A 24,720-nucleotide genomic window follows, 5' to 3' on the forward strand; every position below is an offset into this window, starting at 1 on the left:
CCTAGAGTGAAAGATTCAGCACAAGTTTGTGCTGAATCTGTATTTAAACTTGAATGGGCTTAAAAACTGAAATAATCTATTTTAGCCTTTTAACATCGGTTTTAAGAATTTTGCGGTATGTGAAATTTTAGATTTTGCGACAGTTTCAGGTGTGCCTTCGGCAATGATTTGTCCACCGCCTGCACCACCTTCAGGGCCTAAATCGACAATCCAGTCTGCAGTTTTAATCACATCTAGGTTGTGTTCAATCACCACAATGGTATTACCCTTGTTGCGTAGCTCATGCAGGATGTCGAGCAATTTGGCAATGTCATGGAAGTGCAAACCAGTGGTCGGTTCATCCAGTACATACAGGGTTTTGCCTGTATCTCGTTTGGCCAGTTCACGTGCCAGTTTTACGCGCTGTGCTTCACCGCCAGATAAAGTTGTAGCTGATTGACCAAGGCGGATATAACCCAAGCCAACCTGATTTAACGTTTCCAACCGACGATGAATCACAGGAATGGCATCAAAGAAATGCATGGCATCTTCAACGGTCATTTCCAAAACATCAGAAATATTGCGACCTTTATAACTGACTTCCAAAGTTTCGCGGTTATAGCGTTTACCATGACAGGCATCGCAAGGCACGTACATATCTGGCAAGAAGTGCATGGCAACTTTAATCATGCCATCACCCTCACAAGCTTCGCAGCGTCCACCTTTAACGTTAAAGGAGAAGCGTCCTGCTGCATAGCCACGTGCTTTAGCTTCAGGGGTTTGCGCAAACAGCTCACGAATTGGAGTGAACAAGCCTGTATAGGTCGCGGGGTTCGAGCGTGGCGTTCGCCCAATCGGGCTTTGGTCAATATCCACCACTTTATCTAAATATTGCAAACCATCAATCGAGTCGAATTTTTCTGCGGTTAATGTAGTTGCGCCATTTAATTGTGTTGCAGCCAAAGGCAACAAAGTACGGTTAATTAGGGTGGATTTTCCTGAACCCGACACGCCTGTGACACAAGTCATTACCCCTAAAGGCAAAGTGAGATCCACTTTTTTCAGGTTATGTCCTGCTGCGCCCATTAGCTTAATTTGTTGTTCGGGATGTGGCGGTTGGGTGCGCGTTTTCGGCACTTCAATTTTTAATTTGCCCGATAAATACTGCCCTGTTAGGGAGTCTGCATGTTCGGCCAGTTCTGCATAGGTGCCTTCGGCAATAATATGTCCACCATGCACACCTGCACCTGGGCCAATATCAATAATATGGTCGGCAGCGCGAATCGCATCTTCATCGTGTTCTACCACCAACACCGTGTTACCCAAGTCACGTAAACGAATCAGGGTTTCCAACAGGCGATCATTGTCACGCTGGTGCAAGCCAATTGAAGGTTCATCTAGCACATACATCACGCCCATAAGCCCCGCACCAATTTGAGATGCCAAGCGGATACGTTGTGCTTCACCGCCTGAAAGAGTTTCGGCGGAGCGTGACAGACTTAAATAATTCAAACCCACCGACACTAAAAAGTGCAGACGTTCACGAATTTCTTTAAAGATTTTATCTGCGACTTCACCTTTAGCCCCTTCAAGATTTAAGCCTTGATAGTAGTCTTCGGCATCGCCAATCGACATTTGGGTAATTTGAGCAATGGTTTTGTCTTTCACGCGGACATTACGAGAGATTTCATTTAAACGTGAACCACCGCAGGCATCACAGGCAGCATTAGATAAATACTGCGCCAAATCATCACGTACATAATTACTTTCGGTTTCACGGTAACGACGTTCTAAATGCGGTAACACGCCTTCAAACGCAATCACACGTTTATGGTGGCGTCCACGTTCATCAGTATAGCTCAGGTCAATTTTGTCTTTACCTGTGCCATACAGGAATTTCTTTTGTGTCACGCTGTCCAGCTGATTCCATGCCGTATCGAGTGAGAGTTCATAATGTGCCGCGACTTTTTCCAGCATGCTGTAATAATACGGACGCTGTCTGTCCCAGCCGCGAATTGCGCCCTGACTAATCGACAGTTCAGGGTTTGGAATCAATTTTTCCGCACTGAAATGGCTACGTGTCCCCAAACCATCACAAGTTGGACAAGCGCCAAAAGGGTTGTTAAATGAGAACAGGCGCGGTTCAAGTTCTGCCACGGCACGGTCACATTGCGGGCAAGAGTGCTTGGCCGAAAAAATACGATCAGGTTGTTCCGCATTCATCCACGATAAAATGGCTAAATCGCCACCTAAACGCAGTGCAGTTTCAAAGCTTTCGGCAATACGGTTGCCCAAATCATCTCGGACTTTAAAACGGTCTACCACCACTTCAATGGTATGTTTTTTCTTTTTATCGAGTTCTGGTGGTGGGTCAATGTCCATGACTTCGCCATCAACTCGGGCGCGTACAAAACCCTGACTTTGTAGCTGTTCAAACAGATGCACATATTCGCCTTTACGCTCACGAATCACAGGCGCGAGTAGCATTAAGGCAGTGCCTTCTTCCAGTGCTTTTACAGCATCGACCATTTCTGAAACAGTTTGCGCCACCATTGGTAAATCATGTTTAGGACAGTAAGGTGTGCCGACACGTGCATACAGTAAACGCAAATAGTCGTAAATTTCGGTAATGGTACCCACGGTTGAACGCGGGTTATGGCTGGTCGATTTCTGTTCAATGGCAATTGCGGGACTTAGACCTTCAATCGAGTCGACTTCAGGTTTTTCCATTTGCGATAAAAACTGGCGTGCGTATGCAGAAAGCGATTCGACATAACGACGCTGTCCTTCGGCATAAAGGGTATCAAACGCCAGTGAAGATTTTCCTGAACCAGATAAACCCGTAATTACCACAAATTTATCGCGTGGAATATCAAGGTTCACGTTTTTTAGGTTATGGGTACGTGCACCTCGAATACGGATATGACTTTGGCTCATAAAAACTTCTCGATATTTTGCAAATGAAAAACCTATATATGATAGCGCATGAAAATTGTTCAAGTGTTATTTTTCATGCTTTATCGGTCATGGCTTGTCGCACTGTATGGAGTGATCCCCATACGGTGCGTGAGGGCGGCCGTTAAGCTTGATCTAAACCCGGCCACTGACGTTGATGATAGGCGCTATCCCAGAATAACCATTCCAGTTCTGCAGCTTTGGTGTAGGCGTGGTGCATTTTTTCAAGGGTATCGGCATCACAGCGCGCAGCAACACGGTCTATGGTTTGAATCACATTATTGACTGCGGTGTGGAATTCCTCGCCCGAATAGGTATCGACCCATGCCTGATACGGATTATTCGGTGCAGAATTATTGACGATATCTTTACCAACTTCGGCATAAATCCAGAAACATGGCAGTAGTGATGCCAATACCACAGGATAGCTTTCTGACCATGCGGTTGCGACTAAATAAGAAGTGTAGTGATGACAGGCAAGGGTCAGCGGAGTACTTTCAAATTCCTGTTTGGAAATATCAAACTCCTGCATAAAGCTGTCATGTAAGGTACGTTCCACCACAATTGCGATTTTGGCGGCATCTGCGAACTGAATAATATCATCTGCATCAAAAGCTTTAGCCGCACAGACTGCCAGTGCACGCCCGTAGGCAATTAAGTAATGTGAATCTTGAATCACATAATGTGCAAAAGCAGCTTTACTTAAGGTGCCTTGTGCCAACTCCTGATTAAATGGTAAAGCGAGCGTCTTGTGATAAAGGGCAAGGTTACGTTGCCAAGCGTCTTGAGAAAAGCGCATCCTAAATTCCTAATATGTCGTTGCATTTCACTATAGCAGTTTGGGAATGAAAAACACGGTTTTCACGGTATCTGATCGGGAAACCAAAAATCATACGAAGAATTTTGCCGAAGTTGAGGAAAAAGCGTCATAATTGCAGCATAAAATTTTACATTCTCAGTTTTTGTCCGATTTAAAATTCGGGCAATTCAATTTTCAGAATTTTTGTATCTGTTAAAGCTTAATCAAAACTGTACTTTGCGTTGATGGTACAGATTCGGCAGATGAAAAGTTCAGATCAAAATATAGTGATAGGTCGTTTCTCATGATGAAACATTTTGGTTTCTCAATCGTATTTTCGATTGTGTGTCTTGCGCTATCTGCATACTGGGGCTATACCCATGGCCCAGAAGCAGGTGTGCAAACCATGCTTACCGCACTAACCATTACCGCAATTTTGGCGATTATGGAAGTGTCGTTGTCGTTTGATAACGCGGTGGTGAATGCGTCAGTGCTGCGCGGTTGGGATCATTTCTGGAAAATGCTGTTTTTAACCGTGGGGATTATCATTGCAGTTTTTGGTATGCGTTTAATTTTCCCTGTGGTCATTGTGGCGGTCACTGCCGATATGGGCATGATGGAAGTGGTGCAACTGGCATTGAATGATCCGAAGCAATATTCGGCTAAACTGATGGCACATCACCCTGAAATTGCTGCTTTTGGTGGCGCATTCTTGTTGATGGTTTTCCTAAACTTTTTCTTGGATGATGAAAAAGACACGCACTGGTTTAGATGGTTTGAGCGTCGTTTGAGCAATCTGGCAAGCGTGCCTGCCATGTCGGTATTTTTGGCCTTAGTGACTTTGTTAATCATGGCGGCCAATGTGGTGGAAGATAAGCGCCTTGTGGTGACGATGGCGGGTATTTGGGGCATCGTGATTTATATTGGCGTACAAGTGCTGAGTCACATGTTGGGCGGTGAACCAGAGGTCGATGAACAGGGCAATGCTGTGCGTCATGACGAAAATGGCGTACCGACAGGCGTGGTGAAAGCGGGTATTGGGGGCTTTTTATATCTGGAAGTGCTAGATGCCTCGTTCAGTTTTGATGGTGTCATTGGTGCATTTGCAATCACCTCTGATGTGGTGATCATCATGTTAGGCTTGGCGATTGGTGCAATTTTCGTGCGTTCGATGACGATTTATTTAGTCGAAAAAGGCACGTTGGATGCCTATATTTACCTTGAACACGGTGCGCACTATGCGATTGGTGCGTTGGCCTTTATTATGATTGCCAGCGGTACAGGCTTGCATGTGCCAGAAGTGGTGACAGGTTTAATTGGTGTTGCCTTTATTGTTTGGGCGGTGATTGCATCTATTCAATTTAAAAAACGTCAGGCAAAAGCGGGTTAATGCTATGGTGATGCCCGTTGCTGTATTGCCGCGAAATCACAGAGCAATACGGTGATGAAGACTGTATAAAATATAAATTTGGGTGCACAACGTTGCGCCCTTTTTTATTGAAAAAGTAGGGTCTGTTGAATAAACATCGGGAAAAATCAGCATCCTTAAGCTGAATGTTGTAGGATATCTGCAAATTCAAAATTATTTAGTTTTAGTCGATTGATATGATGAATGCCTTAGAACGCCGCTCGACCTTTGCTTTAAGCAGTATTTTTGCATTGCGCATGTTGGGTCTGTTCATGATTATTCCTGTATTTTCAGTAGCAGGGCAGTCATATCAATACTCAACTCCTGCACTGATTGGTCTTGCCGTTGGTGTTTATGGACTCACCCAAGCCATTTTACAAATTCCGTTTAGCTTAATTGCAGACCGTTATAGCCGTAAGCCATTGGTGGTTTTTGGCTTATTACTGTTTGCTTTGGGTGGTGCAATTGCAGCCATGTCTGACACCATTTATGGCGTGATTATTGGTCGTGCCATTGCAGGTGGTGGCGCAGTATCTGCCGTGGTGATGGCATTACTGGCCGATGTGACCCGCGAAGAAAACCGCATGAAAGCCATGGCGGTGATGGGGGTGAGTATCGGTATGTCCTTTGTGGTGGCCTTTAGTTTAGGGCCATGGCTTACGGGCTGGGTTGGTATTTCAGGGTTATTTTGGGTCACCACAGTGATGGGACTAGCAGCGATTCTCATGTTGTTATTGGTGCCTAAAGTCACGCGTCATCATCGTAATTTTCAGCAAGGCTATATCACTCAGTTAAAGCAAGTCCTGAAAATGGGCGATTTAAACCGTCTGCATGTATCGGTATTTACCCTACATTTATTGCTGACTGCCATGTTTATTTATGTGCCTTCGCAATTAATCCAATTTGCCGATATTCCTTTGCAGCATCATGGTTGGGTGTATTTGCCATTGTTGTTGGTCAGTCTGTTCGTGGCATTTCCAAGCATTGTTTTGGCAGAAAAATATCGCAAAATGCGTGGCATTTTCCTGACCGCCATTGCAGGTATTATTTTAGGTCTGTTGGTGCTGATTTTTGGGTTTGAATCGAAGTACATCCTTTTATTGGGTTTGGGCTTATTCTTTATTGCTTTTAACGTTATGGAAGCTTTATTACCTTCGTGGTTGTCAAAGGCTGCGCCAATTCAATCTAAAGCCACCGCGATGGGTGTGAATGCGAGCAGTCAGTTTTTGGGAGCATTTTTTGGTGGGATGATTGGTGGGCAGTTGTTGATGCTCAACCACACCGCAATGGGTTGGAGTATTTTGACTGCGATTGCTATAATTTGGTTGCTTGTTAGTTTTGGATTGGCGCAGCCGCGCTATCTTTCATCTTTGGTATTGCGCTTGCCTGAGAATCGAGAAACAGATGAATGGACTTCTCAGTTATTGGCAATTCGTGGTATTGAAGAGGTCGTGGTGATGTCTGACCAACAAGTGGCGTATGTAAAGGTTGATAAACAGCATATTGATGATGCTGCGCGACAACAATTAACGCACTTGTTTGGGAAAGAGGTAGCCATTTAAGCATAACTCTTATAAAGTAAATAATAGAAACAAATAGGAAGAAAACATCTAATGCGTGGTGTAAATAAAGTCATCTTAGTGGGTACTTTAGGTCGTGATCCTGAAACAAAAACTTTCCCAAATGGGGGTTCTCTCACTCAATTTTCTATCGCAACCAGTGATGTCTGGACAGACAAAAACACAGGTGAGCGTAAAGAGCAAACAGAGTGGCATCGCATTGTTTTACATAACCGTTTAGGCGAGATTGCACAGCAATATTTACGCAAAGGTTCTAAGGTATATATTGAAGGTTCATTGCGTACACGTCAGTGGACCGATCAAAACGGTCAAGAGCGTTACACTACTGAAATTCGTGGTGATCAAATGCAAATGCTCGATTCTTCGAACCGTGGACAATCTGACCAGCAAGATGGTGGGTTTGCACAACCACGTTTTAACAATAACCAAGCTCCAGCCACAGGTTATGCGAATCAAAATCAAGGCGGTTTTAACCAAAATCAGGGTGGCGGCTATGCCAACAATAACCCGAGTGGTTTTGCACCGAAGCCACAAGCTGCGCCTGCAACTGCACCAGCAGATTTAGATGATGACTTGCCATTTTAGACTAACCATTTGATTAAAATGGAAATTATCATCCAAACCCTTTGTTTCGACAAAGGGTTTTTTTATGCAGATATTCAGCAAATATCTATTTTCTCGATTAAATTTCAAACTATGATAGGATTGTTAATTTGTAAATCCGATTATTTTTATAAAAAAACACTGTTTTACCGATTCATTGGTTTTTCGTATTCTAACTACACAAGATAAGCAATCCCTGAAATGAAATGAGGAATTATCCATGAGTTTAATCAATACCCAAGTCAAGGCATTTAACGCAACCGCTTACCACAATGGTCAATTTATTGACGTATCTGAGCAAGACTTTATTGGCAAATGGTCAGTGGTGTTTTTCTACCCTGCAGATTTCACCTTTGTTTGCCCAACTGAACTTGCCGATTTAGCCGATCAATATGCTGAATTCCAAAAAATGGGTGTGGAAATTTACTCAGTATCTACAGACACGCACTTTACCCATAAAGCATGGCATGACACCTCAGAAGAAATTAAAAAGATTCAGTATCCAATGATTGGCGACCCAACTTGGACATTGTCTAAAAACTTTGAAGTGCTGATTGAAGCAGAAGGTTTAGCAGATCGTGGTACTTTCGTGATTGACCCTGAAGGTAAAATCCAAATTGTAGAAATCAATGCAGGCGGTATTGGTCGTGACGCGCAAGAGTTATTGCGTAAAGTAAAAGCAGCGCAATATGTGCATGCACATCCTGGCGAAGTTTGCCCTGCCAAGTGGAAAGAAGGCGATGCAACCCTAGCACCATCTATTGATTTGGTTGGTAAAATCTAATCGAGTCATCTTACTCAATTTTAAAAATCCAGAACTTCGCTTCTGGATTTTTTATGCTCATGATTTGTTTAACCATGTATAAGTTTCAACAAGATTATTCCATTCTTGCAATGCTGTATGCCAAATTTGCACTAGGTTGTGGTGTGATGAGCGATTAAGATCAAAACATCTATTCTCCTAGCAATAGGTGTAACACATGAAAAAAATAATCGGTTTATATCGCAACCAAAACATGCATTGGGTGGGCGATGGTTTTCCAGTCAAAAATCTATTTTCTTATGACCGTTTAGGGCAGGCGATCAGTCCATTTCTACTCTTGGATTATGCAGCGCCGTATCATTTTGATGCGACAACGGCACAACATGGAGTTGGCTCGCATCCACATCGCGGTTTCGAAACGGTGACACTTGCCTATCGGGGCGAAGTGACGCATAAAGACTCGGCAGGCGGTGGTGGCACCATTAAAACAGGTGATGTGCAGTGGATGACAGCAGGTGCTGGTGTGGTGCATGAGGAGTTTCACTCCAAAGACTATGCAGCACAAGGCGGGTTGTTTGAAATGGTACAGCTTTGGGTCAATTTGCCTGCTGCAGACAAAATGACGACGCCACGTTATCAAGCCATTGAATCTCAACATATTCCGACAATTGAGTTTGAAAATCAGGCGGGGCATTTACGTATTATCGCAGGTCAATATGCAGAGCAATCTGGGCCTGCCAGCACCTTTAGCCCTGTCAATGTTTGGGATGGACAACTGAAAGCTGCACAGACTCAAGCGCTGCATGTGCCTGTGGATCACAATACTTTATTGGTGGTGTTGGCAGGTGAAGTGCGAGTCAATGGCAGTCAACTTGTGCAAGATCACTCAGTGGTGTTGTTTGCTCAAGATGGCGAAGTATTAATTCAGCTTGAAGCACTGCAAGATACACAATTTTTAGTGCTGACAGGCAAGCCATTAAATGAACCCATTCAAGGCTATGGTCCATTTGTCATGAATACCAAGCAGGAAATCATTCAAGCTTTTGAAGATTTTAATCAAGGCAAGTTTGGTGAAATTCCGATTCAACATCAAGCAGGTTAAGCTTTAAAAAAATCTTAGCCAAGAAAAAAGCCTCATGTCGATGTCCCGACCGAGGCTTTTGTTGTTCTGGCGCTGTCAAATTTCTAGTTTTAGCGGATTGATCATATTCTTTATGATAATTATCTGTGATGTAGTTATCATTTTTGTGCTTGGTATCATAGCGTTTAGACATTTATTTGTAAAACGAAAATTATAAAACTGGTGAATTTATCTACATGGTTTAGAACACTATTTATAGTGTTTAGAAAATAATATGAATAAATTATAGGGCTTATTTAAGCACTTCCTGATTGTTAAAAAATGTAATCATATTGCCAATCTACTTTGTGTTGTTTATCTGTGAAAAGTACACAATCTGGTAGTTTTTAATAGCTCATTTTCCTTAGGCATGGTTCATAATTTCATAAAGTATGTAAAAAGATGGATGATCGGTTTGGATATCGCAGTGATCGGTAGTGGTATGGCTGGACTGGCTACCGCAAGAATTCTTAAAGATGCAGGGCATAACATTACAATTTTTGAGGCGCTGCCTGGTCGTGGAATGGACAGTCATAGCATCGAATTTGAAGATGGTTTAATTGATGCGCCGTTACGGGTCATGAATCCACATTTGTGGAAAAACACCCTCAGCTTGGCCACACATTTAGGTATTAAAACTTATCCTGTACGTACTTATATGGCGTGCAGTTGGTTATTTGAAGATCGTACCGAAACTTGGCTGACCACAAGTCGCACCCGTATTGGTAATTTCCCAATCATTAACAACCGTAAAGGGATACAACAATACGGCTGGCGTTTGGTGAAAGGCATGTTGCAGTTAAAAACAGCCATTGCTAAATTTTTCAAATCTAAAAACCAAGACATTACCCTTGCGGAATTTATCAATCGTAACGAAATTGAAGAAGTGTTTTGGCATGGCGCAGTGATGCCAGTGCTTTACACCATTTGTACTTGTGATCCAAAAACCATTGGCGAATGGCCTGCAAAACCATTGTTGGTATTTTTACGCCAATTGACTGATGGTGATGCTTTATTGCGTTTACAAGGTGGCACGCCTGCATTGGTTGATAAGCTGATTGAAGGCATTAATATTCAAAGCGGTGCAGCGATTACTCGCGTTCATCAACAAGAAGATGGTGTGGTTGTTGAAAATTCTGCAGGTCAGTCGCAAACATTTGACCGTGTGGTGATTGCAACGCCAACCACCAAAGTTCAAGATTTCTTGGACAATCAACAATTTGCAGAAGATATTGAATTACTTAAACAATTCAAATTCGAGCAGGGTGATTTGGTGATTCACACCGATCAAACAGTGATGCCACCAAAACGCAAAGATTGGTCTGTTTTAAGTTATATGATGGATCGTAAATTTACCCGTCAGCAATTTACGGTATGGCTTAACTCGATCGAACCAACTTTGGTCGGTAAATCGCCAGTGTTCCAAACATGGCGTCCAGTTACACCAATTGATCCGAAAAAGATCATTTCAACGGTAACTTTAACCCGCGCTGTGGTGGATTCAAAGACAGTGGCATTAAACAAAGAGTTGCAGCAGCGCCATCACCAAGACAATCGTAAAGTGTTCTTCTGCGGTTCATGGTCGTGCGATGGTTTACCAATTTTAGAATCTGCAGTGACTTCCGCTATGCATATTGCAGAAATTTTTGGTGCACCATTACCGTTTATTGATTTAAAACCACAAGTTGAGGTTGCGCCGCAATTAGGTTATTAAGTTTAGGGTCTGTTGATATTTCATAAATGGTTTGTGCTGTAGGCTAAAACTGAGCAGATCAGGCATGAAACGCAGGGAATAGCGAGACTATTGCCAAGTTTCATAACGCAATCTGAGAAAGTTTTAGCCACAGCCTTTCAGGACAAGCATATTTTTTGCTGCTATTGCGTTATGAGTCAGTCATTTAGAATGACTAAATTTCCTGCCTCATGCCTCATATCAGCTAAAAAATATGCGTTGTCGCAAACATAGATGAATTATCAACAGCCCCTCTTTTTTGAATTAGACTGAGTCAGTATGAAATGGCAACAGGCGATACGACAGCATTTTCCAAAACATAAATATGCCATTCAAGCGGCATATTTGGGAGATACTTCCGCACTGCCGTGGAGCAATTTAGGTTATTGGTCAGATGCAGTGGGATCTGATTATCCCGCTGCATGTCAAAATTTAGCAGCGCATTTGGCCGCAGCAGTGCATTTAAATTCAAAAGATGTTGTACTGGATTTAGGCTGTGGGCAAGGTGCCAGTCTTAAATATTGGTTGGAACACTATCAAATACAACGACTTGAAGCTGTTGAGCTACAAGATCATCATGTGCAGTCGATTCGACAACATTTAAATTCAAATATTAAAATTCACGCTGCTTCATTTTTAAATTTAAAAGCACTTTTTCCACAACCACGTTTTGATGTGGTGTTCTGTATTGATGCGGCATATCATAGTCATTTGAATTCATTTTTAAGTCAGGTCAATGCAGTTTTGAATTCAAACGGACGTTTGGGCTTTCATTATTTAATTTGGGCAGAACAAGCGCCACCAAATGCATTCAAACAGCTGCAATATCGTGCCTTATTAAAATCTGCCGATGTCAATTTTAAAGATCTAATGTCCGAAAGTCAGCTTCGAGCGGTCTTGGCACAGTTTGAATTTAAACAGATTCAGGTGGAAGATTTGTCGGCACAGGTTTTGGCGGGTTTTGCTGATTATGTGCATCAGCATCTCAAGCATCAAATTCAAACGCGAGATGCAGACTGGTTTAAAATTGCCATGACCGCACGTTTATGTGCCAAGCTCTATGCAGATGGCTGGATTAAATATGTGCAGGTGAGTGCGGAAAAAGCTTAATCTATTGTAATGAGCTGTTAGATGATGGGATTTTTCGGTGTTTAGTTGTCCATGCTTAGCTTTAAATCCTACCCACCACATGAAACTGCTTCGGTAAAATTTTTGCGCCACACGTCAATTGATCTCCGACATAAGCCACGGCTTTATCATCAAAAAGAATATGATCGTGACTTTTTATAATCGTGGACCAACGTTGGCACTGAGGGCAGAAATGTCCATCACCCGCCACTAAAAATAAATTTCCCATTTGAGAAACACGCATTTGGTTGGCAAGGATGATTCCACCATGATTGGTCATGGAATGATGCGTTGCAAAGCTTTGAGCCATGAGGTCTTCCTTAAACTGGAAAATTTTAGAGAAGCATTGTTTTAATACTCAATTTTCTAAGACTTATAATTTTAAATTTTTATTTTAATTCACAAAAATATTTTTAAATGTCAGTTTATAAGGATGAAACATCAACAAAATAGACCATCAATATAAAAATACGATCTGAAATATGTGTACAGCATTCTAAATCATAAAATACATTTAACAAGTGAAAAGTCACAATCTTGTATTGCAATTGAAGTTTTGCAGATACATCGAAGCCCTAAATAAATTGGAGGTTCGAGCAGCATGAGGAAGATAAAAATATACGTTTATAGAAACAAAAAACCTCATAAATTAAAAACTTATGAGGTTTAATATGGTGCCGGCACACGGATTCGAACTGTGGACCTACTGATTACAAGTCAGTTGCTCTACCAACTGAGCTATGCCGGCGTTGTGTAGAGAATTTTACAGAATTTTTACGTGTGCGCAAGCCAAAAAGTAACCGTTTAATGCAGGGCATAGAGTTTTTGAAGATTTTGTACACAGTATTTTGGCGCGTTACAAACGAGGAAATCACATAGAAGGTTTTGTATGAAATGAGCCCAGCGGGTGGGCTCATTGAAGAAAATAACTTGAAATGAAGTGTGAAAAGCGATTATTTATTTCTTAAGATGCGATCTAAATCCTGTGCACATTCTTCTAAGGTAAAGGCCATATCAAGTTGCATTTGTGGTTTGAGTTCATTTGCGAGCGTTCTCCATTGTTCAATTAGGCGAATGGCTTTTTGAATCTTATGTTTGTTGATGTCTTTGGCGATGGTAGGCGTATATCCTCCACGTTTAGCATTTTTAATTTGTTTGACATAATTTTGGCTGTTATTCATGTTCGCTCCCGAATAGCAGTTATATATGTAAGGCATTTGCACGCTTTTATTATGCTAAAGCTTAATGATGACCCTTTTATGTAGAAAGCTGAGATGACGAAATAAAAATAAAAAAAGGTTTTGATAAAAAACAATAAATTTCTTCACCTCTCCTTTTTTGACAGCATAACTCAGTTGTAGCATAGCGATTGAAGATTGTCTTGACTGCAGAGTAACGCAATGTGTCATGTTTGTTGATTTTTCATCAATAGAGGGATTGAGGATTATCAAAATTGGCGATGGAGATGGTCTTAACTGCAAATTCCGTTTATCGCTTTATCCATTTTACGCTCTAGATAATTGCCAAGTTGCTGATTAGAATAGCGCCACTATAAAAATAGCAACGATAATAACAATGCAAAGTTCACTCTTTGCTGTATTAGAAAAATTTGGCTTAAGCCCTCAACACCGCACAATTCATATCCAGTTTTCTAATTCAGCCTTAAATCATCAGGTTTTTTTGCAGTGCGTTTATGGTCAGCATGCCATCAACCAAGGTTTGCAGATGGATGTCTTATGCCTCTCACCGCATGCAAATTTGCCGTTGAAACAATTTATTGGCAGTCGGGTGGCTGTAGATCAACTCACCGATCAAGGCGAATTATTTCGACATAGCGGCATTATTACTGCAGCAGCGCAAGGGCAAAGTGATGGCGCGCTCAGTCTCTATAAATTGCAGATTCAGGATGCAACGGCTTTGTGGCATAAACGCCGCAACAGTCGGGTATTTATGAATAAAACTGTGGTGGAGGTGAGTGAAATTCTGTTTAAAGAATGGCAAGACCGCAGTGCATTATTTGCTGCAAGTTTAAGTTTAGATTTAAGTGGTCTCAGTCAGCGTTATGCAGTTCGACCTCTCATCATACAATCCAACGAAAGCGATTATGAGTTTTTAACCCGTTTGTGGCGTAGCGAAGGCATCAATTGGTTGGTGGATGAAAAACAACCTTGGGTTGAGCATTTTTTAACGCCTATGGATACACAAAAATTAAGACTGATTGAGCAGAATAGTCATTATCAGCCCTTAAAACGTAGACGAGTGGCATTTCAGCGTACAAGTGCAGTCGAGCAGCGGGATAGCATTTACACTTGGATGGCACAGCGTAACCTGCAACCCACTGAAGTACAGTTACAACGCTGGCAACCCGATCTTTTGGCACAGGACCAAAATTCAGTACAGTTCACATCGCCCTTACAAAGTAGCACACAAAATAGTGAAGCTTTAAGTTTAGAACAGGCGTGGTGCGTGAGTCCTGCGTGGATGCAAGACTTAACTGGGCAAGATCAGGTGACAGCTGCAAGTACCGAACAATTAGAACAATTGGGACAACAATTGGCTCAGTATTATGATTTGCAGGCAAAATATTTTTCCGCGCAAAGTAATTTACGTGATGCGCAAGTGGGGTATTGGTTTGAATTACACGGGCATGCTGAAATTGATCAACATCCCCAAACTGAACGAGAGTTTTTAATACTGTCCAAACAGTTTTATAACCAAAACAATTTAGCACCTGAATTACAACAGCATTTTTTGAGTCTGCTGCAACAAAGTCAGTGGACATTTCAGTTACCGTTGGAGGGTGATCCTCAACAATTTTGTCAATTGAATTTGATTCGACGACATATTGCGCTCGTTCCAGAGTTTAATCCATTACTGCATCGTCCCGTGGCTTATCCACAGCGCGCTAAAGTGGTTGGACCTGAGGATGAAACCGTGCATGTAGATGCGTGGGGGCGTATTAAAGTTCGGTTTTTATTTACCCGAAGTGATGACCACTTGCATGATGGTGGTGCGGGTGCCAACGACAATGAGAGCGATTCGGCGTGGGTGGATGTACTCACACCGTGGGCAGGTGAGGGTTATGGTGCAAGATTTCACCCACGTATTGGTGAAATTGTGGTGGTGGATTTCTTTGATGGCAATATTGATCGTCCTTTTGTGGTTGGACGTTTACATGAGGCAGAACGACAACAGACACAATTCGATACAGTTGGAACTCTACCCGATACCAAATACTTGAGCGGGATTCGTTCACAAGAAATACGTGGTGCAGGGTTTAACCAACTTCGCTTCAATGACACCACCAAACAATTCAGTGCGCAATTGCAGAGTAGTCATGCTGCGAGTCAGTTGAATTTAGGATATTTGAGCCATCCAATGCGGCAGGAGGATTCAATTGGGCGCGGCGAAGGCTTTGAATTAAGAACTGATCGGTGGGGAGCTGTGCGTGCAGGTGCAGGCTTACTGCTTTCAACTCATCCACAAGCACAGGCACAAGCGTATCATTTAGATGCGAGTCCTGCCAAAAGGCAATTGGAGTCCAGTTTAGCGGCAAGCAAAGGCTTAAGTGAGTTGGCACAAAATCAGCAAACAGATCCTTTGGAAACACTGGAGCATCTCAAAGAATTTTTAAATCAAATTGAACTAGAAGATCAAACTAAAGCGGCAAGTTTTAAGCAGGCGGTTATGATTCTTTGTGCGCCCAACTCAATTGCAGTTTCAACTCAGCAAGATTTACACCTTTCTGCAGATCAACATATTCATCAAAGTGCCGCAGGCAGTATTAATGTTTCTACCCAAAAATCTGTGATTACACATGCACGCGATAAAATCAGTTTATTTGCAGCGGAGCAAGGTATACGTGCTTTTGCTGCCAAGGGGAAAGTCGAAATTCAGGCACAAGATGATGGTGTAGATTTTTTTGCTAGGGAAGGGATTCAAATTATTTCAACTGAGGGGCGTATTGAAATCAGCAGTCCGAAAGAAATTGTGCTAACAGCAGGCGGTTCACAAATTAAAATTAATTCAAAAGGTGTGTTGAATACAACAGGTGGGAAATTTGAATGTAAGGCGGGGCAGCATTGTTTTGAGGGTGGGGAACGGGTGGCAAGCGTCCAACACAGTTTGCCTCAAGCTGAGACTGAATATAGTCATCAAATTGATTATCAGTGGGATGTTGCAACTGAAGATGAGAAAGAGATTTTTGTTGTCGGAAAGCAAGATGGAAGGCTCATTAACACGAATAAAAATATACAAGATGCAAATCAGAGTGTCAGTTCATTAAGATTTTATACATCAGAAAAAACTGAATTCGTTGCGTTAGGGTTTAATTCATCCTATGTCTATTTAACTCAGTCGGCTGTACAAGATAATAATATTGATGAATTATGGGCTGAAATAGAAGAAGAAACAGAATTAGAAGAAGATGAAGTTTATGCAGAAGAGGATTTAGGCTAATGAGTAATTTAGTCACAATTACATCAAAATTTTATGATCGTTCAGGGCGTCGGGTGATCAACTTAAATGTTATGTCTAGATACCAAGGTTCAAAACGTGAAAATCTTCAGAAAACTGATCTTCATGGGCAGTTTGTATTTCAGGCATCTCCACAAAGAACAGTAGAAATACTGGCAAAACCACCCAATCAAAAAGATTTTACTGTTTTTAAGGTCATTCATTCATCTATAGGTTCATCGTCACAAGATCCAATAAAAATTCAGTTACCTAAAACAATTGAAGAATATAAACAAAGCGAATTAGGTGAAACCAAAGCTAGAATTGTTACAACTACTTTTAAAGTGGTAGATTGTGCTGGGAAAGTGGTTTCAAATTTTCCTATTCAATCAAGACCTAGAGGGCGGAAAAATGCTTATGAACGATATACCAATGAAAATGGGATCGTGGAGGTATTGTCATCACCACAGCGTGATATTGAAATTTTGGTGTTAACTTCAAATGATCAATTTGTCGTGAAATGTGAGGTAAATTCTAAAAATGGCTCACAGCAGCCGATTTTAATACAACTCGATGAACCATATAGTAATTTCAAAAGCCGATCTGAATTAAAACTAAAAGATAGAACAGGTGAGCAGTTAATTGAAACTCCAACTGATATTGAAATGTTGATGTTGGATACGGGTAAAAAACAGATAATTACCATTTTAAATGGCAGTACTCCATTGTTCAGTATGGTGGGGCAGCGTTTGCAATTTAGAGTATTAAAGCCGAATGGGGATGCTTTAAGCCCTGTGACTTATAGTGCAAAAAGAATGCGTGCAGATGCGGTTGAATTGCGTTTGGATGTGGAGGTTGTTAAAGGTATCACGGCAGAGGGTAGGCCGAGTATTGAGAAAAGTATCAAGTATAATTTTGAGGAGATAGTTTCATTAAGTTTTTTTAAAGCTGTTTATGGCTCTAATAAACTATTTTCTCATCGTGTAATGAAAGGGCGATCGACACATAATACTCCACCTGAAAAATTTGTTATAGAGTTAAACAAAAGCCTAATTAAGCATAATCTTAAAGACAAATTAATGTTATGTCATTTTTTAGCACAAATTTATCATGAGTGTGATCATTTTAATACATTGATTGAGTATGCGAGCGGTAAGGATTATGATATTTCAAATTTTCCACCATCTGTTTGTGATATAAAAAAAAGCCGAGCATGTAGAAGAAGAAAACAAATTTTGGCTGAAGGAAACACATCTTTAGGAGATGGCCCTAAATACAAAGGGCGAGGCTTAATTCAGCTAACTTGGAAAAGTGCGTATAAAAAATATAAAAGCTATTCTGGAATTGACGTGGTTAATAATCCGGAATTACTCTGTGATGATTTATTTCATGCTGTAGATAGCTCAGTCTGGGCTTTTAATGTATTTAAAAATGCTGATAGTTTAATTCACAAAGGATATAAAGATTTAAATGGCACTTATAGTGATAACTATCATTTAAAAGTTGTTGAATCTGTTAGTAGGAGAATAAACGGTGGAAATAATGGTATGGCTGAAAGAAAAAAATTATTTATAAAAATATTAAAAGAGGTTGAGAAAAGAGATGGGTTTAAATAAATTTTATCTATTTTTTTTATTGCTTTTTACTTGTTATGTATCGGCAGAAGAAATATTGATTAAAGAAAAAAATAGTATTTATTATAATGAAAACGGAGAAAATTTCTTATTATTTAATAAAAAAGACTATTGTTTTGATAAAGATGCTTTTTCAGTAGAGTATTTTGGTATTCCTTTAAAAAAATATGTAGTGGTCAATTATACTGAAGACTGTAATCCAAGTGGGCAGTATCGAATATTTGAAATTTCTTCCCTGAAGGCAAAAGAATTTTATTTAAGTCCTTTGTATGATCCTGAATTTATAAATAATCAGATTATTGAAAGGTTCAAAGATGGAGCAATCAGCTACAAAAGAATCTATACATTAAAGTCTGGAAGCTATTCAAGACAAGAGGAATGGAAATCTTTGGCTCCAAACATAAATATAAGTACTTATTTTTTAAATGGTTATAAAGTTTATGTGCTTAAAGATGACTTAGGAAGAGAGATTCAAAATCTGATGATAACTTCTCCTAAAGCATTCTTGTTTGATCGTTATTTTATTCGGAAAAAGTCTTATCTCATCCAAGGGGATCGAGTCAAAATAAACCATATTGCAAAAAACAAAGATAATTTTTTCCTAAGTATTGATTATATTAGTAAAAAGAATGGAGTGGTAAAGGCATATATTATGCTGTCCGATGTTATTTGATGTATAGGATAATCCTCATGAAGTCGCTTTGTAGCAACTTCATGATAGCTTTGATCAACCTTCCATCACTTCTTCTAATAACTCTTCACTTGGGGCAAAGTAATATGCACCGTCTAGAGCAGTCACAAAGTGCAGTAAACGGTCATGGATGCCATCGCCAGACGTGCCAAACATACGCTCTAACATGGCATCAATAATGCTCAAATCTTTGGTGTAGGCAATAAAGAATAAGCCCTGATCGCCCTGACCATCACCATAAGGCAGCGAGTGACGCAAAATTTCCATCTCATCACCTGCATCATCTTCAACCACAGTACGCGACACGTGCGAGTTCTCAGGTTGAACCTCATCATCTAATTCAATAGATTCAAGTTTGGTGCGACCAATCACATGTTCCTGAGCATCGACTTTTAGCTTTTTCCATTTTTCTAAATCATGGCAATAACGCTGCGCAAAAATAAATGCACCATCGGCAAACACACCTGCATCTTCACCTAAAAGCGCCACTTCAGCACGATCATCAGGGAATTGCGGGTTTTCAGTACCATCAATAAAGCCTGTCATGTCACGTCCATCAAAATAACGGAAGCAAACACGTTCATCTAAAACTTCAACTTTATCTTGAATACCATCAAAAAAGGCCTGACTAAGTGCGAAACAAATATCTGCACGGGCACTGGCTAGGTGAATAATCACATCGGCAGGCACTACAGGCATATTAAAGGAGCCATGAATCGGCTGTAATTGTTTAAAACCTTCAGGAGATTGGCTATAGAGTTGTGCCCAAAGTTCAGGGCCAAAGGCCACCCCAGTTTTAATTTGGGCATGTGGATGTTGGGTAATCAAACGATCCCGTGTGCTAAACAAGTCAGCCAATTTTTCTTTTAACTCAGTAATGCTTAAGTCTTTTAAACGAAGTACAAGAAAGCGAGCATGATCTGAAGGTAGTGGCAAAATTACAGATTGGGCAGTCATGTATAGCTCCTGAAAATTTGTTGTTTTCTATAAAGTTGACTTTATTGTGCCTGATTGTATGTAGGCTTAATAGCCTCAACCCGATTTTTATTCCACGTTTTTAGTCATGAGATTAAGTGAAATATCATATAATGCACTGTCTTGTGAAAAGCGGCGATATATGTCTTATCAAGTTTGGATTGCGTTTATGTTGGCCTGTTGGGTGATTAGTGTTTCACCTGGCGCGGGTGCAATAGCATCTATGTCGAGTGGTTTGAATTATGGTTTTCGACATGGGTATTGGAATGCGATTGGTCTACAACTCGCTTTATTATTGCAAATCGCGATTGTAGCCGCAGGGGCAGGGGTATTATTTGCGACAACACCTTGGGCATTTCTAATTGTGAAATGGTTTGGTGTGGCATATTTGTTATATCTGGCGTATTTGCAATGGGCAGCGCCTGCACAGTCGATTGAAATTCAGCATGAGCTGACGCGAAAATCTGCTGGAAAATTGGTGATGTACGGCTTTCTGGTCAATATGAGCAATCCCAAAGCAATTGTGTTTTTATTGGCAGTTTTACCGCAATTTTTAGATTTATCTAAACCGCAATGGGTGCAATATGCAATTATGGCGTTGACCATGATTAGTATTGATTTGATTGTTATGGCGGGCTATACGGGCTTGGCTGCTAAAGTTTTACGTTTGTTAAGATCACCGAAGCAGCAAAAAGTCATGAATCGTACTTTTGCTGCATTGTTTGCAGGCGCTGCTTTTTTGTTGAGTTTGGTGCATCAGTAATGCCTTCAATTAAACAAAAGTGTATGTTGTAATTATAAAAAAATAGATTGAGATATACGTTGAAAATAAAAGGTATTCCGCGAGCACGTTATTGGCAACATTGGTGGATTAGCATGTTGCTTTTGAGTTTTTCAACTTTAATTGCAATTGGATTAGCGATTCACTTTTCAGTAGATCGCGTGTTTTGGCCAATTGCTTTGATGGCACATTTGAGTATCAATTTGATTTTTTCTTTTGTATTTGCCGCCTTGCAAACTTATTTTAAACATACGGTGTGGCAAAGTGTGGTGTTGATTAATATTACGGCTGTGTTGTTGATTGCCATTCATGCAATGTTTTATCTACAAACAATAGATTGGAATGCTGTTTCAGAAAGTCAGCAGCAATTGAGTCTTTTACAGCAAGTGATTCATAGTGATATAGCACTGTGGATAGCGTATATACTGCCATTTTTGGTCGTAATGCTCATTGCTGCAATACAAAAATATAGATATTCATTAACGAAAAACTAAGCTATCTTTCTGACTTTTTGCACGCTAAAAATTACTGCAAAAATGATCGCCATAGTCATCACAATGCTTAAACCTGTCGAAATATTTAAGCCTGCACTTGACCATAAACCTACGCTGACTGCAATTTGCGCCACAATAAACGCCCAAATCACCATTTGTTTAGGCGAGTGAGCCAATAAACGTGCGGTTAAGGCAGGAATCACCAACAATGCACCCATCAATAAAGAGCCGACTGCACGTAAAGCCAATACTGTAAATAATGCCAACAACAACATAAAAATCAGGCGTTGCCATTGGGCATTCACGCCTTCACTGACCGCAATATCAGGGTCAATTGCAATTTGAATTTGTGCCTGCCAAAACTTATAGAGTACCGCTAAGGCTGCAATAATGACCAAAGCAAATACGGGTAAATCTGCCCATGAAATGGTGAGTAAATCGCCAAATAAATAGCTCAGCAATTCAGGACGCAAACTTGGAATATGCTGAATAAAAAGCAAACCTGAACAGAGCAATGTTGCAGAGCAGAGCGCCAATAATGCATCATTTGGCAACCGTGGATCATGTAAAATCCACAAAACACCCACCAATAATAATGCCAAGAATGTCACGCCCATCCACAGAGGTAAACTTAACGCGCCTGCAATTGCCACACCCAATAAAGTGCCATGCGCCATCGTATCGGCAAAAAAGGACATGCGTCGCCACAGCATTAAACAGCCAAGTGGGGCGGTCAAAAATACCAATAAACTGCCCATGATCCATGCAGGTAACAGCAATTGTAGCCAATCCATCATGGGTTAAGCTTCCGGTTCAGGGTGAATATGAGGACGTGAATCATGCTGACAAGGCTCGGCATGATCGCCATGGGCGCAGTGTTCATGGTGATGTTGATAAAACACTCGATTGGTTCCAAAAATAGCTTGGTATTCAGGATGTTGCTGTACATTTTCGGGCAAACCGCTACAGCAAATGTGTTTATTTAAACATACCACACGATGCGTACCTTGCATGACCCATTGTAAATCATGCGACACCATCAACACCGCACAGCCATATTTGCTCGGTAAGTTGCGCACATAGTCATACAGTTCAGCTTCGGACTGAATATCTAGTCCTTGCATCGGCTCATCCAGTACCAAAACATCAGGTTGACGTAATAAGGCGCGTGCCAATAGCACCCGTTGCCGCTCACCACCAGACAGTTGTTGTACTTTTGAATCTTGCAGTTTGGCAATGCCAGTATCGCGGATAATTTCTGCTTTAATTGCGTCTGGGCATTTTTCTAAAGCCAGTAAATCTTTCACTCTTAAAGGCAAGCTGTGTGAAGGATTAAACTTTTGCGGCACATAAGAAAAGGTCAATTTGCGAGCATTTACGAGCTTGCCTGCATTTGGTTTGACAATGCCAAGCAAGACTTTAATTAGAGTCGATTTTCCTGCGCCATTGGGGCCAATGAGTGTGACAATTTCACGTGCATGTAATTCAAAATCGACATTTTTTAAAATATCGCGCTCATCTATTCGCACCTGAATATTGTGCAAGGCGATGAGCGGTGCAGTGGTTATTTGCTGTTGCACTGCTGACATTTTCCAGAAATCTCAATAATGCTGTGATGCGGGCTAAAGCGGTCAGAGGCTGCCAACTGATCTAATTGCTCTAATAAACCTTGCGCTGAAGCTTCTTTAACGACTTTACATTCAGTACAGATCAAAAATGCCGCTTGGTGTCCTTCACGTGGATGACAGCAAGGAATATAGGCATTGATTGAAGTCAAACGGTGAATTAGTCCTTTTTCCAGTAAAAAATCCAAAGTACGGTACACCGTTGGCGGTGCTGCAGGACGATCAGACTCACTTTTAATTTTCGCCAATAAATCATAAGCACCCATTGGTGCAGATGCCTTGAGAATGAGTTCCAACACTTCTTTACGTAGCGGTGTTAAACGAGCACCTGTTGCCGCACATAAACTTTCAGCTTCGGCAAGACGTTGATCGACATTGTGATGGTCGTGAACGCCATGTAATGCATTGTGATGCTCGTGCGAACATAAGCTCATAGCCACCCCAGTTGAACTTTAAAAGAAAAACGACAGTAAATCTTAGCATGAAGCGTTATTAGTTTCGATTATACGTAGGTATTTTTATAAATTTGTTATATTATAACATTTGTCGATTTTTCGTGATATGCCGCAATGTTTCGTTTATTTAGTTTCTGTCTTTTAGCGTTATGCAGTACTGTCAGCATGGCGCAGGCTTTGGTGGTGTCTACCCATCCTATCTATTTGATTGCCCAAAAAGTCACGCAAAATATCGAAACACCCACGTTATTACTGGCAGATCAAACAGGGCATGATGTATCGCTCACGCCTGCACATCGAAAAATCATCCAAGATGCGGGTTTAATTATTTGGTTGGGTAAAGCGCATGAAGCACCGCTAGAACGTGTATTACATCAAAATTCTAAAGCGATTGCTTTATTAGATACGGGCATTATGAAAACTTTGCCGCAGCGTTCAGAGCGTGGTGCGGCATTAAAAAATACGGTGGACAGCCATGTCTGGCTAGACCCAAACAATGCGGTGCGTATCGGCTTCTTTATTGCCGCGCTACGTTCTCAGCAAATGCCTGAACATCGCGATGCTTACTGGAACAACGCACGTGCCTTCGCACAGAGTTTATTCAAAAGTGCAAGTCAGTTTCAGACTCAAACTGCAGTACAGCCATATTGGGCTTATCACGATGCCTATCAATATTTAGAACGTGCCTTAAATTTAGAATTTTCTGGGTCGATGACCAATGATCCGCATATTGCGCCAACAGTCGCACAAATTAAATATTTGAACGATCACCGACCAAATCCAAAAATGTGCCTGCTTGCAGAAGGACATGCCAGTAAAAAACAGTATATGAAATTGAATCCAATTGTGTTTCAAAAGGTCGATGAAAGCATGCGCGGCGCAGATGATTTTGTGCAAGCGTGGCAGCAATTAGCCAAGCAAACCAAGGCTTGTGTATTAAATGCACGAAAATGATGCGTTTTTTAAGCAAATTTGAAATATGACAATTCCGAGACAAACATGCAAAAAAACACGACTAAGGTCGGGAAACGATTGCATGTTCAGGGGGCTAACTCTATAATGCCTGCGATAAAAAACGATCATCAGTTGAACTTGTCAAGCATTAATGCTGTGAGTGGATAAAAAAATGAGCCGAACTAGTCGCTTGATTGACCGACGATTAGCTAAAGCTTTGGTCTTCTTACAAGCATTCATGATTCCAGTTTCAGCCCTGATAGCGTGGGTCTTGAAAGACTCAACGGCTGCCTTAAGCGCTGCACTTGGTGCTAGTGTTTGTTGGTTGGCAAGTTGTTATTTTTCATGGCAGTCGTTTCGAGCAGCAGGTGCACGAGCGTCCAGACAGGTTCTTTCGAACATGTATAGAGGAATGCTCGGTAAGTTTGCAATCGTGATCGTAGGATTCATTTTAATTTTAAGCAATGTACAGCCGTTATCCCCGGTGGCATTGTTTTGTGGTTTTATGCTCGTTCAAAGCATGTCGTGGGTTGCGCCATTTTGGGTGTCACGATTACAAAAACGAGTCTAAACGCAGCAAAAATTGAAA

General features: G+C 41.1%; 21 protein-coding genes, 1 tRNA gene and 1 pseudogene. 14 read left to right on the forward strand and 9 right to left on the reverse strand.

Features of this window, described 5'->3' with window-relative positions; translation table 11 throughout:
- Window positions 1–81: 81 nt before the first annotated feature.
- Both uvrA and tenA read right to left on the reverse strand, forming a co-directional pair.
- The gene (gene uvrA, locus FTU70_RS06385) at window positions 82–2,916 is read right to left on the reverse strand and encodes an excinuclease ABC subunit UvrA (RefSeq protein WP_180060351.1); all 2,835 of its coding nucleotides are present in this window, start codon (window positions 2,914–2,916) and stop codon (window positions 82–84) included.
- 142 nt (window positions 2,917–3,058) lie between these two features.
- Complete coding sequence (tenA, locus tag FTU70_RS06390; protein ID WP_004970198.1) at window positions 3,059–3,733, reverse strand: thiaminase II; 675 nt, start codon at window positions 3,731–3,733, stop codon at window positions 3,059–3,061.
- A gap of 304 nt (window positions 3,734–4,037) precedes the next feature.
- On the opposite strand from tenA, the gene FTU70_RS06395 reads away from it, so the two are divergent.
- The 7 genes from FTU70_RS06395 (at window position 4,038) to FTU70_RS06425 (ending at window position 12,049) form a co-directional block, all read left to right on the forward strand.
- Complete coding sequence (locus FTU70_RS06395) at window positions 4,038–5,123, forward strand: DUF475 domain-containing protein (protein ID WP_004970195.1); 1,086 nt, start codon at window positions 4,038–4,040, stop codon at window positions 5,121–5,123.
- A 215-nt stretch (window positions 5,124–5,338) separates the two neighbouring features.
- A complete protein-coding gene (locus FTU70_RS06400; protein WP_180060352.1) occupies window positions 5,339–6,703 on the forward strand; it encodes an MFS transporter in 1,365 nt (454 codons plus the stop codon).
- 51 nt (window positions 6,704–6,754) lie between these two features.
- On the forward strand, window positions 6,755–7,306 hold the full coding sequence (gene ssb, locus FTU70_RS06405) for a single-stranded DNA-binding protein (RefSeq protein WP_004970192.1): 552 nt from the start codon (window positions 6,755–6,757) through the stop codon (window positions 7,304–7,306).
- 238 nt (window positions 7,307–7,544) lie between these two features.
- Window positions 7,545–8,108 carry an alkyl hydroperoxide reductase subunit C gene (gene ahpC / locus FTU70_RS06410; RefSeq protein ID WP_178867370.1) on the forward strand — a complete coding sequence of 188 codons (564 nt, stop codon included), beginning with the start codon at window positions 7,545–7,547 and terminating at the stop codon, window positions 8,106–8,108.
- A 196-nt stretch (window positions 8,109–8,304) separates the two neighbouring features.
- Window positions 8,305–9,189: a pirin family protein gene (locus FTU70_RS06415; RefSeq protein ID WP_180060353.1), complete on the forward strand. Its 885-nt coding sequence runs from the start codon at window positions 8,305–8,307 to the stop codon at window positions 9,187–9,189.
- Window positions 9,190–9,613: 424 nt separating this feature from the next.
- Window positions 9,614–10,921, forward strand: a complete 1,308-nt coding sequence (locus FTU70_RS06420) for an FAD-dependent oxidoreductase (protein ID WP_178867368.1) — start codon at window positions 9,614–9,616, stop codon at window positions 10,919–10,921.
- A gap of 297 nt (window positions 10,922–11,218) precedes the next feature.
- Window positions 11,219–12,049 (forward strand): cyclopropane-fatty-acyl-phospholipid synthase family protein, encoded by an 831-nt coding sequence (locus FTU70_RS06425; RefSeq protein WP_180060354.1) that lies wholly within the window; start codon window positions 11,219–11,221, stop codon window positions 12,047–12,049.
- Window positions 12,050–12,119: 70 nt separating this feature from the next.
- Here FTU70_RS06425 and FTU70_RS06430 read toward each other — a convergent pair.
- From FTU70_RS06430 to FTU70_RS06440, 3 genes and pseudogenes are all read right to left on the reverse strand, one after another.
- A pseudogene (locus FTU70_RS06430) lies at window positions 12,120–12,377 on the reverse strand (PAAR domain-containing protein); the annotation flags it as partial.
- Window positions 12,378–12,739: 362 nt separating this feature from the next.
- Window positions 12,740–12,815 (reverse strand) — tRNA-Thr (locus tag FTU70_RS06435).
- Window positions 12,816–13,020: 205 nt separating this feature from the next.
- Window positions 13,021–13,248, reverse strand: a complete 228-nt coding sequence (locus tag FTU70_RS06440; protein ID WP_004970172.1) for a hypothetical protein — start codon at window positions 13,246–13,248, stop codon at window positions 13,021–13,023.
- Between the two features lie 394 nt (window positions 13,249–13,642).
- On the opposite strand from FTU70_RS06440, the gene FTU70_RS06445 reads away from it, so the two are divergent.
- Genes FTU70_RS06445 through FTU70_RS06455 form a run of 3 tightly spaced genes read left to right on the forward strand, consistent with a single transcriptional unit; the run spans window position 13,643 to window position 18,829 of the window.
- Window positions 13,643–16,525: a type VI secretion system Vgr family protein gene (locus FTU70_RS06445; RefSeq protein WP_180060355.1), complete on the forward strand. Its 2,883-nt coding sequence runs from the start codon at window positions 13,643–13,645 to the stop codon at window positions 16,523–16,525.
- A complete protein-coding gene (locus tag FTU70_RS06450) occupies window positions 16,525–18,138 on the forward strand; it encodes a glycoside hydrolase family 19 protein (RefSeq protein ID WP_180060356.1) in 1,614 nt (537 codons plus the stop codon). Before FTU70_RS06445 ends, FTU70_RS06450 begins: the two co-directional genes overlap by 1 nt.
- Window positions 18,125–18,829, forward strand: coding sequence for a hypothetical protein (locus FTU70_RS06455; protein ID WP_004970164.1), 705 nt, complete (start codon window positions 18,125–18,127; stop codon window positions 18,827–18,829). Before FTU70_RS06450 ends, FTU70_RS06455 begins: the two co-directional genes overlap by 14 nt.
- 54 nt (window positions 18,830–18,883) lie before the next feature.
- Here the strand turns inward: FTU70_RS06455 and FTU70_RS06460 are convergent, their stop codons facing one another.
- Window positions 18,884–19,804 (reverse strand): Dyp-type peroxidase, encoded by a 921-nt coding sequence (locus FTU70_RS06460; RefSeq protein WP_180060357.1) that lies wholly within the window; start codon window positions 19,802–19,804, stop codon window positions 18,884–18,886.
- A 160-nt stretch (window positions 19,805–19,964) separates the two neighbouring features.
- On the opposite strand from FTU70_RS06460, the gene FTU70_RS06465 reads away from it, so the two are divergent.
- Window positions 19,965–20,585 carry a LysE family transporter gene (locus tag FTU70_RS06465; protein WP_180060358.1) on the forward strand — a complete coding sequence of 207 codons (621 nt, stop codon included), beginning with the start codon at window positions 19,965–19,967 and terminating at the stop codon, window positions 20,583–20,585.
- Between the two features lie 59 nt (window positions 20,586–20,644).
- Window positions 20,645–21,097 (forward strand): hypothetical protein, encoded by a 453-nt coding sequence (locus FTU70_RS06470; protein ID WP_180060359.1) that lies wholly within the window; start codon window positions 20,645–20,647, stop codon window positions 21,095–21,097.
- On the opposite strand, the gene znuB is transcribed toward FTU70_RS06470, so the two are convergent.
- The 3 genes from znuB to FTU70_RS06485 are packed head-to-tail and all read right to left on the reverse strand — an operon-like array spanning window position 21,094 to window position 23,156.
- Window positions 21,094–21,894, reverse strand: coding sequence for a zinc ABC transporter permease subunit ZnuB (znuB, locus tag FTU70_RS06475; protein ID WP_180060360.1), 801 nt, complete (start codon window positions 21,892–21,894; stop codon window positions 21,094–21,096). The genes FTU70_RS06470 and znuB overlap by 4 nt on opposite strands.
- Window positions 21,895–21,897: 3 nt before the next feature.
- A complete protein-coding gene (gene znuC, locus FTU70_RS06480) occupies window positions 21,898–22,686 on the reverse strand; it encodes a zinc ABC transporter ATP-binding protein ZnuC (RefSeq protein ID WP_131261255.1) in 789 nt (262 codons plus the stop codon).
- Window positions 22,662–23,156 (reverse strand): transcriptional repressor, encoded by a 495-nt coding sequence (locus tag FTU70_RS06485; RefSeq protein WP_004970151.1) that lies wholly within the window; start codon window positions 23,154–23,156, stop codon window positions 22,662–22,664. The genes znuC and FTU70_RS06485 overlap by 25 nt, the downstream gene beginning before the upstream one ends.
- Before the next feature lie 135 nt (window positions 23,157–23,291).
- Here FTU70_RS06485 and FTU70_RS06490 point away from each other — a divergent pair, with 135 nt between their 5' ends.
- Together FTU70_RS06490 and FTU70_RS06495 are read left to right on the forward strand one after the other, a co-directional pair.
- Window positions 23,292–24,131, forward strand: a complete 840-nt coding sequence (locus FTU70_RS06490) for a metal ABC transporter solute-binding protein, Zn/Mn family (protein ID WP_180060361.1) — start codon at window positions 23,292–23,294, stop codon at window positions 24,129–24,131.
- Window positions 24,132–24,303: 172 nt separating this feature from the next.
- Window positions 24,304–24,702 (forward strand): ATP synthase subunit I, encoded by a 399-nt coding sequence (locus FTU70_RS06495; protein ID WP_004970147.1) that lies wholly within the window; start codon window positions 24,304–24,306, stop codon window positions 24,700–24,702.
- The last annotated feature ends 18 nt before the right edge of the window (window positions 24,703–24,720 follow it).

The organism is Acinetobacter sp. YH12135, assembly GCF_013418565.1.
In the GTDB taxonomy this organism is placed as follows: Bacteria; Pseudomonadota; Gammaproteobacteria; order Pseudomonadales; family Moraxellaceae; genus Acinetobacter; species Acinetobacter towneri.

Excerpts from the sequence above, each read along its gene's own strand:
- tenA (WP_004970198.1), bottom strand. The coding sequence starts at position 3,733 with ATGCGCTTTTCTCAAGACGCTTGGCAACGTAACCTTGCCCTTTATCAC.
- FTU70_RS06465 (WP_180060358.1), top strand. The coding sequence starts at position 19,965 with ATGTCTTATCAAGTTTGGATTGCGTTTATGTTGGCCTGTTGGGTGATT.
- FTU70_RS06490 (WP_180060361.1), top strand. The coding sequence starts at position 23,292 with ATGTTTCGTTTATTTAGTTTCTGTCTTTTAGCGTTATGCAGTACTGTC.
- ahpC (WP_178867370.1), top strand. The coding sequence starts at position 7,545 with ATGAGTTTAATCAATACCCAAGTCAAGGCATTTAACGCAACCGCTTAC.
- FTU70_RS06400 (WP_180060352.1), top strand. The coding sequence starts at position 5,339 with ATGATGAATGCCTTAGAACGCCGCTCGACCTTTGCTTTAAGCAGTATT.
- FTU70_RS06485 (WP_004970151.1), bottom strand. The coding sequence starts at position 23,156 with ATGAGCTTATGTTCGCACGAGCATCACAATGCATTACATGGCGTTCAC.
- FTU70_RS06460 (WP_180060357.1), bottom strand. The coding sequence starts at position 19,804 with ATGACTGCCCAATCTGTAATTTTGCCACTACCTTCAGATCATGCTCGC.
- FTU70_RS06445 (WP_180060355.1), top strand. The coding sequence starts at position 13,643 with ATGCAAAGTTCACTCTTTGCTGTATTAGAAAAATTTGGCTTAAGCCCT.
- ssb (WP_004970192.1), top strand. The coding sequence starts at position 6,755 with ATGCGTGGTGTAAATAAAGTCATCTTAGTGGGTACTTTAGGTCGTGAT.
- FTU70_RS06420 (WP_178867368.1), top strand. The coding sequence starts at position 9,614 with ATGATCGGTTTGGATATCGCAGTGATCGGTAGTGGTATGGCTGGACTG.
- FTU70_RS06450 (WP_180060356.1), top strand. The coding sequence starts at position 16,525 with ATGAGTAATTTAGTCACAATTACATCAAAATTTTATGATCGTTCAGGG.
- FTU70_RS06495 (WP_004970147.1), top strand. The coding sequence starts at position 24,304 with ATGAGCCGAACTAGTCGCTTGATTGACCGACGATTAGCTAAAGCTTTG.
- FTU70_RS06455 (WP_004970164.1), top strand. The coding sequence starts at position 18,125 with ATGGGTTTAAATAAATTTTATCTATTTTTTTTATTGCTTTTTACTTGT.
- FTU70_RS06395 (WP_004970195.1), top strand. The coding sequence starts at position 4,038 with ATGATGAAACATTTTGGTTTCTCAATCGTATTTTCGATTGTGTGTCTT.
- FTU70_RS06415 (WP_180060353.1), top strand. The coding sequence starts at position 8,305 with ATGAAAAAAATAATCGGTTTATATCGCAACCAAAACATGCATTGGGTG.
- FTU70_RS06440 (WP_004970172.1), bottom strand. The coding sequence starts at position 13,248 with ATGAATAACAGCCAAAATTATGTCAAACAAATTAAAAATGCTAAACGT.
- znuB (WP_180060360.1), bottom strand. The coding sequence starts at position 21,894 with ATGATGGATTGGCTACAATTGCTGTTACCTGCATGGATCATGGGCAGT.
- uvrA (WP_180060351.1), bottom strand. The coding sequence starts at position 2,916 with ATGAGCCAAAGTCATATCCGTATTCGAGGTGCACGTACCCATAACCTA.
- FTU70_RS06425 (WP_180060354.1), top strand. The coding sequence starts at position 11,219 with ATGAAATGGCAACAGGCGATACGACAGCATTTTCCAAAACATAAATAT.
- znuC (WP_131261255.1), bottom strand. The coding sequence starts at position 22,686 with ATGTCAGCAGTGCAACAGCAAATAACCACTGCACCGCTCATCGCCTTG.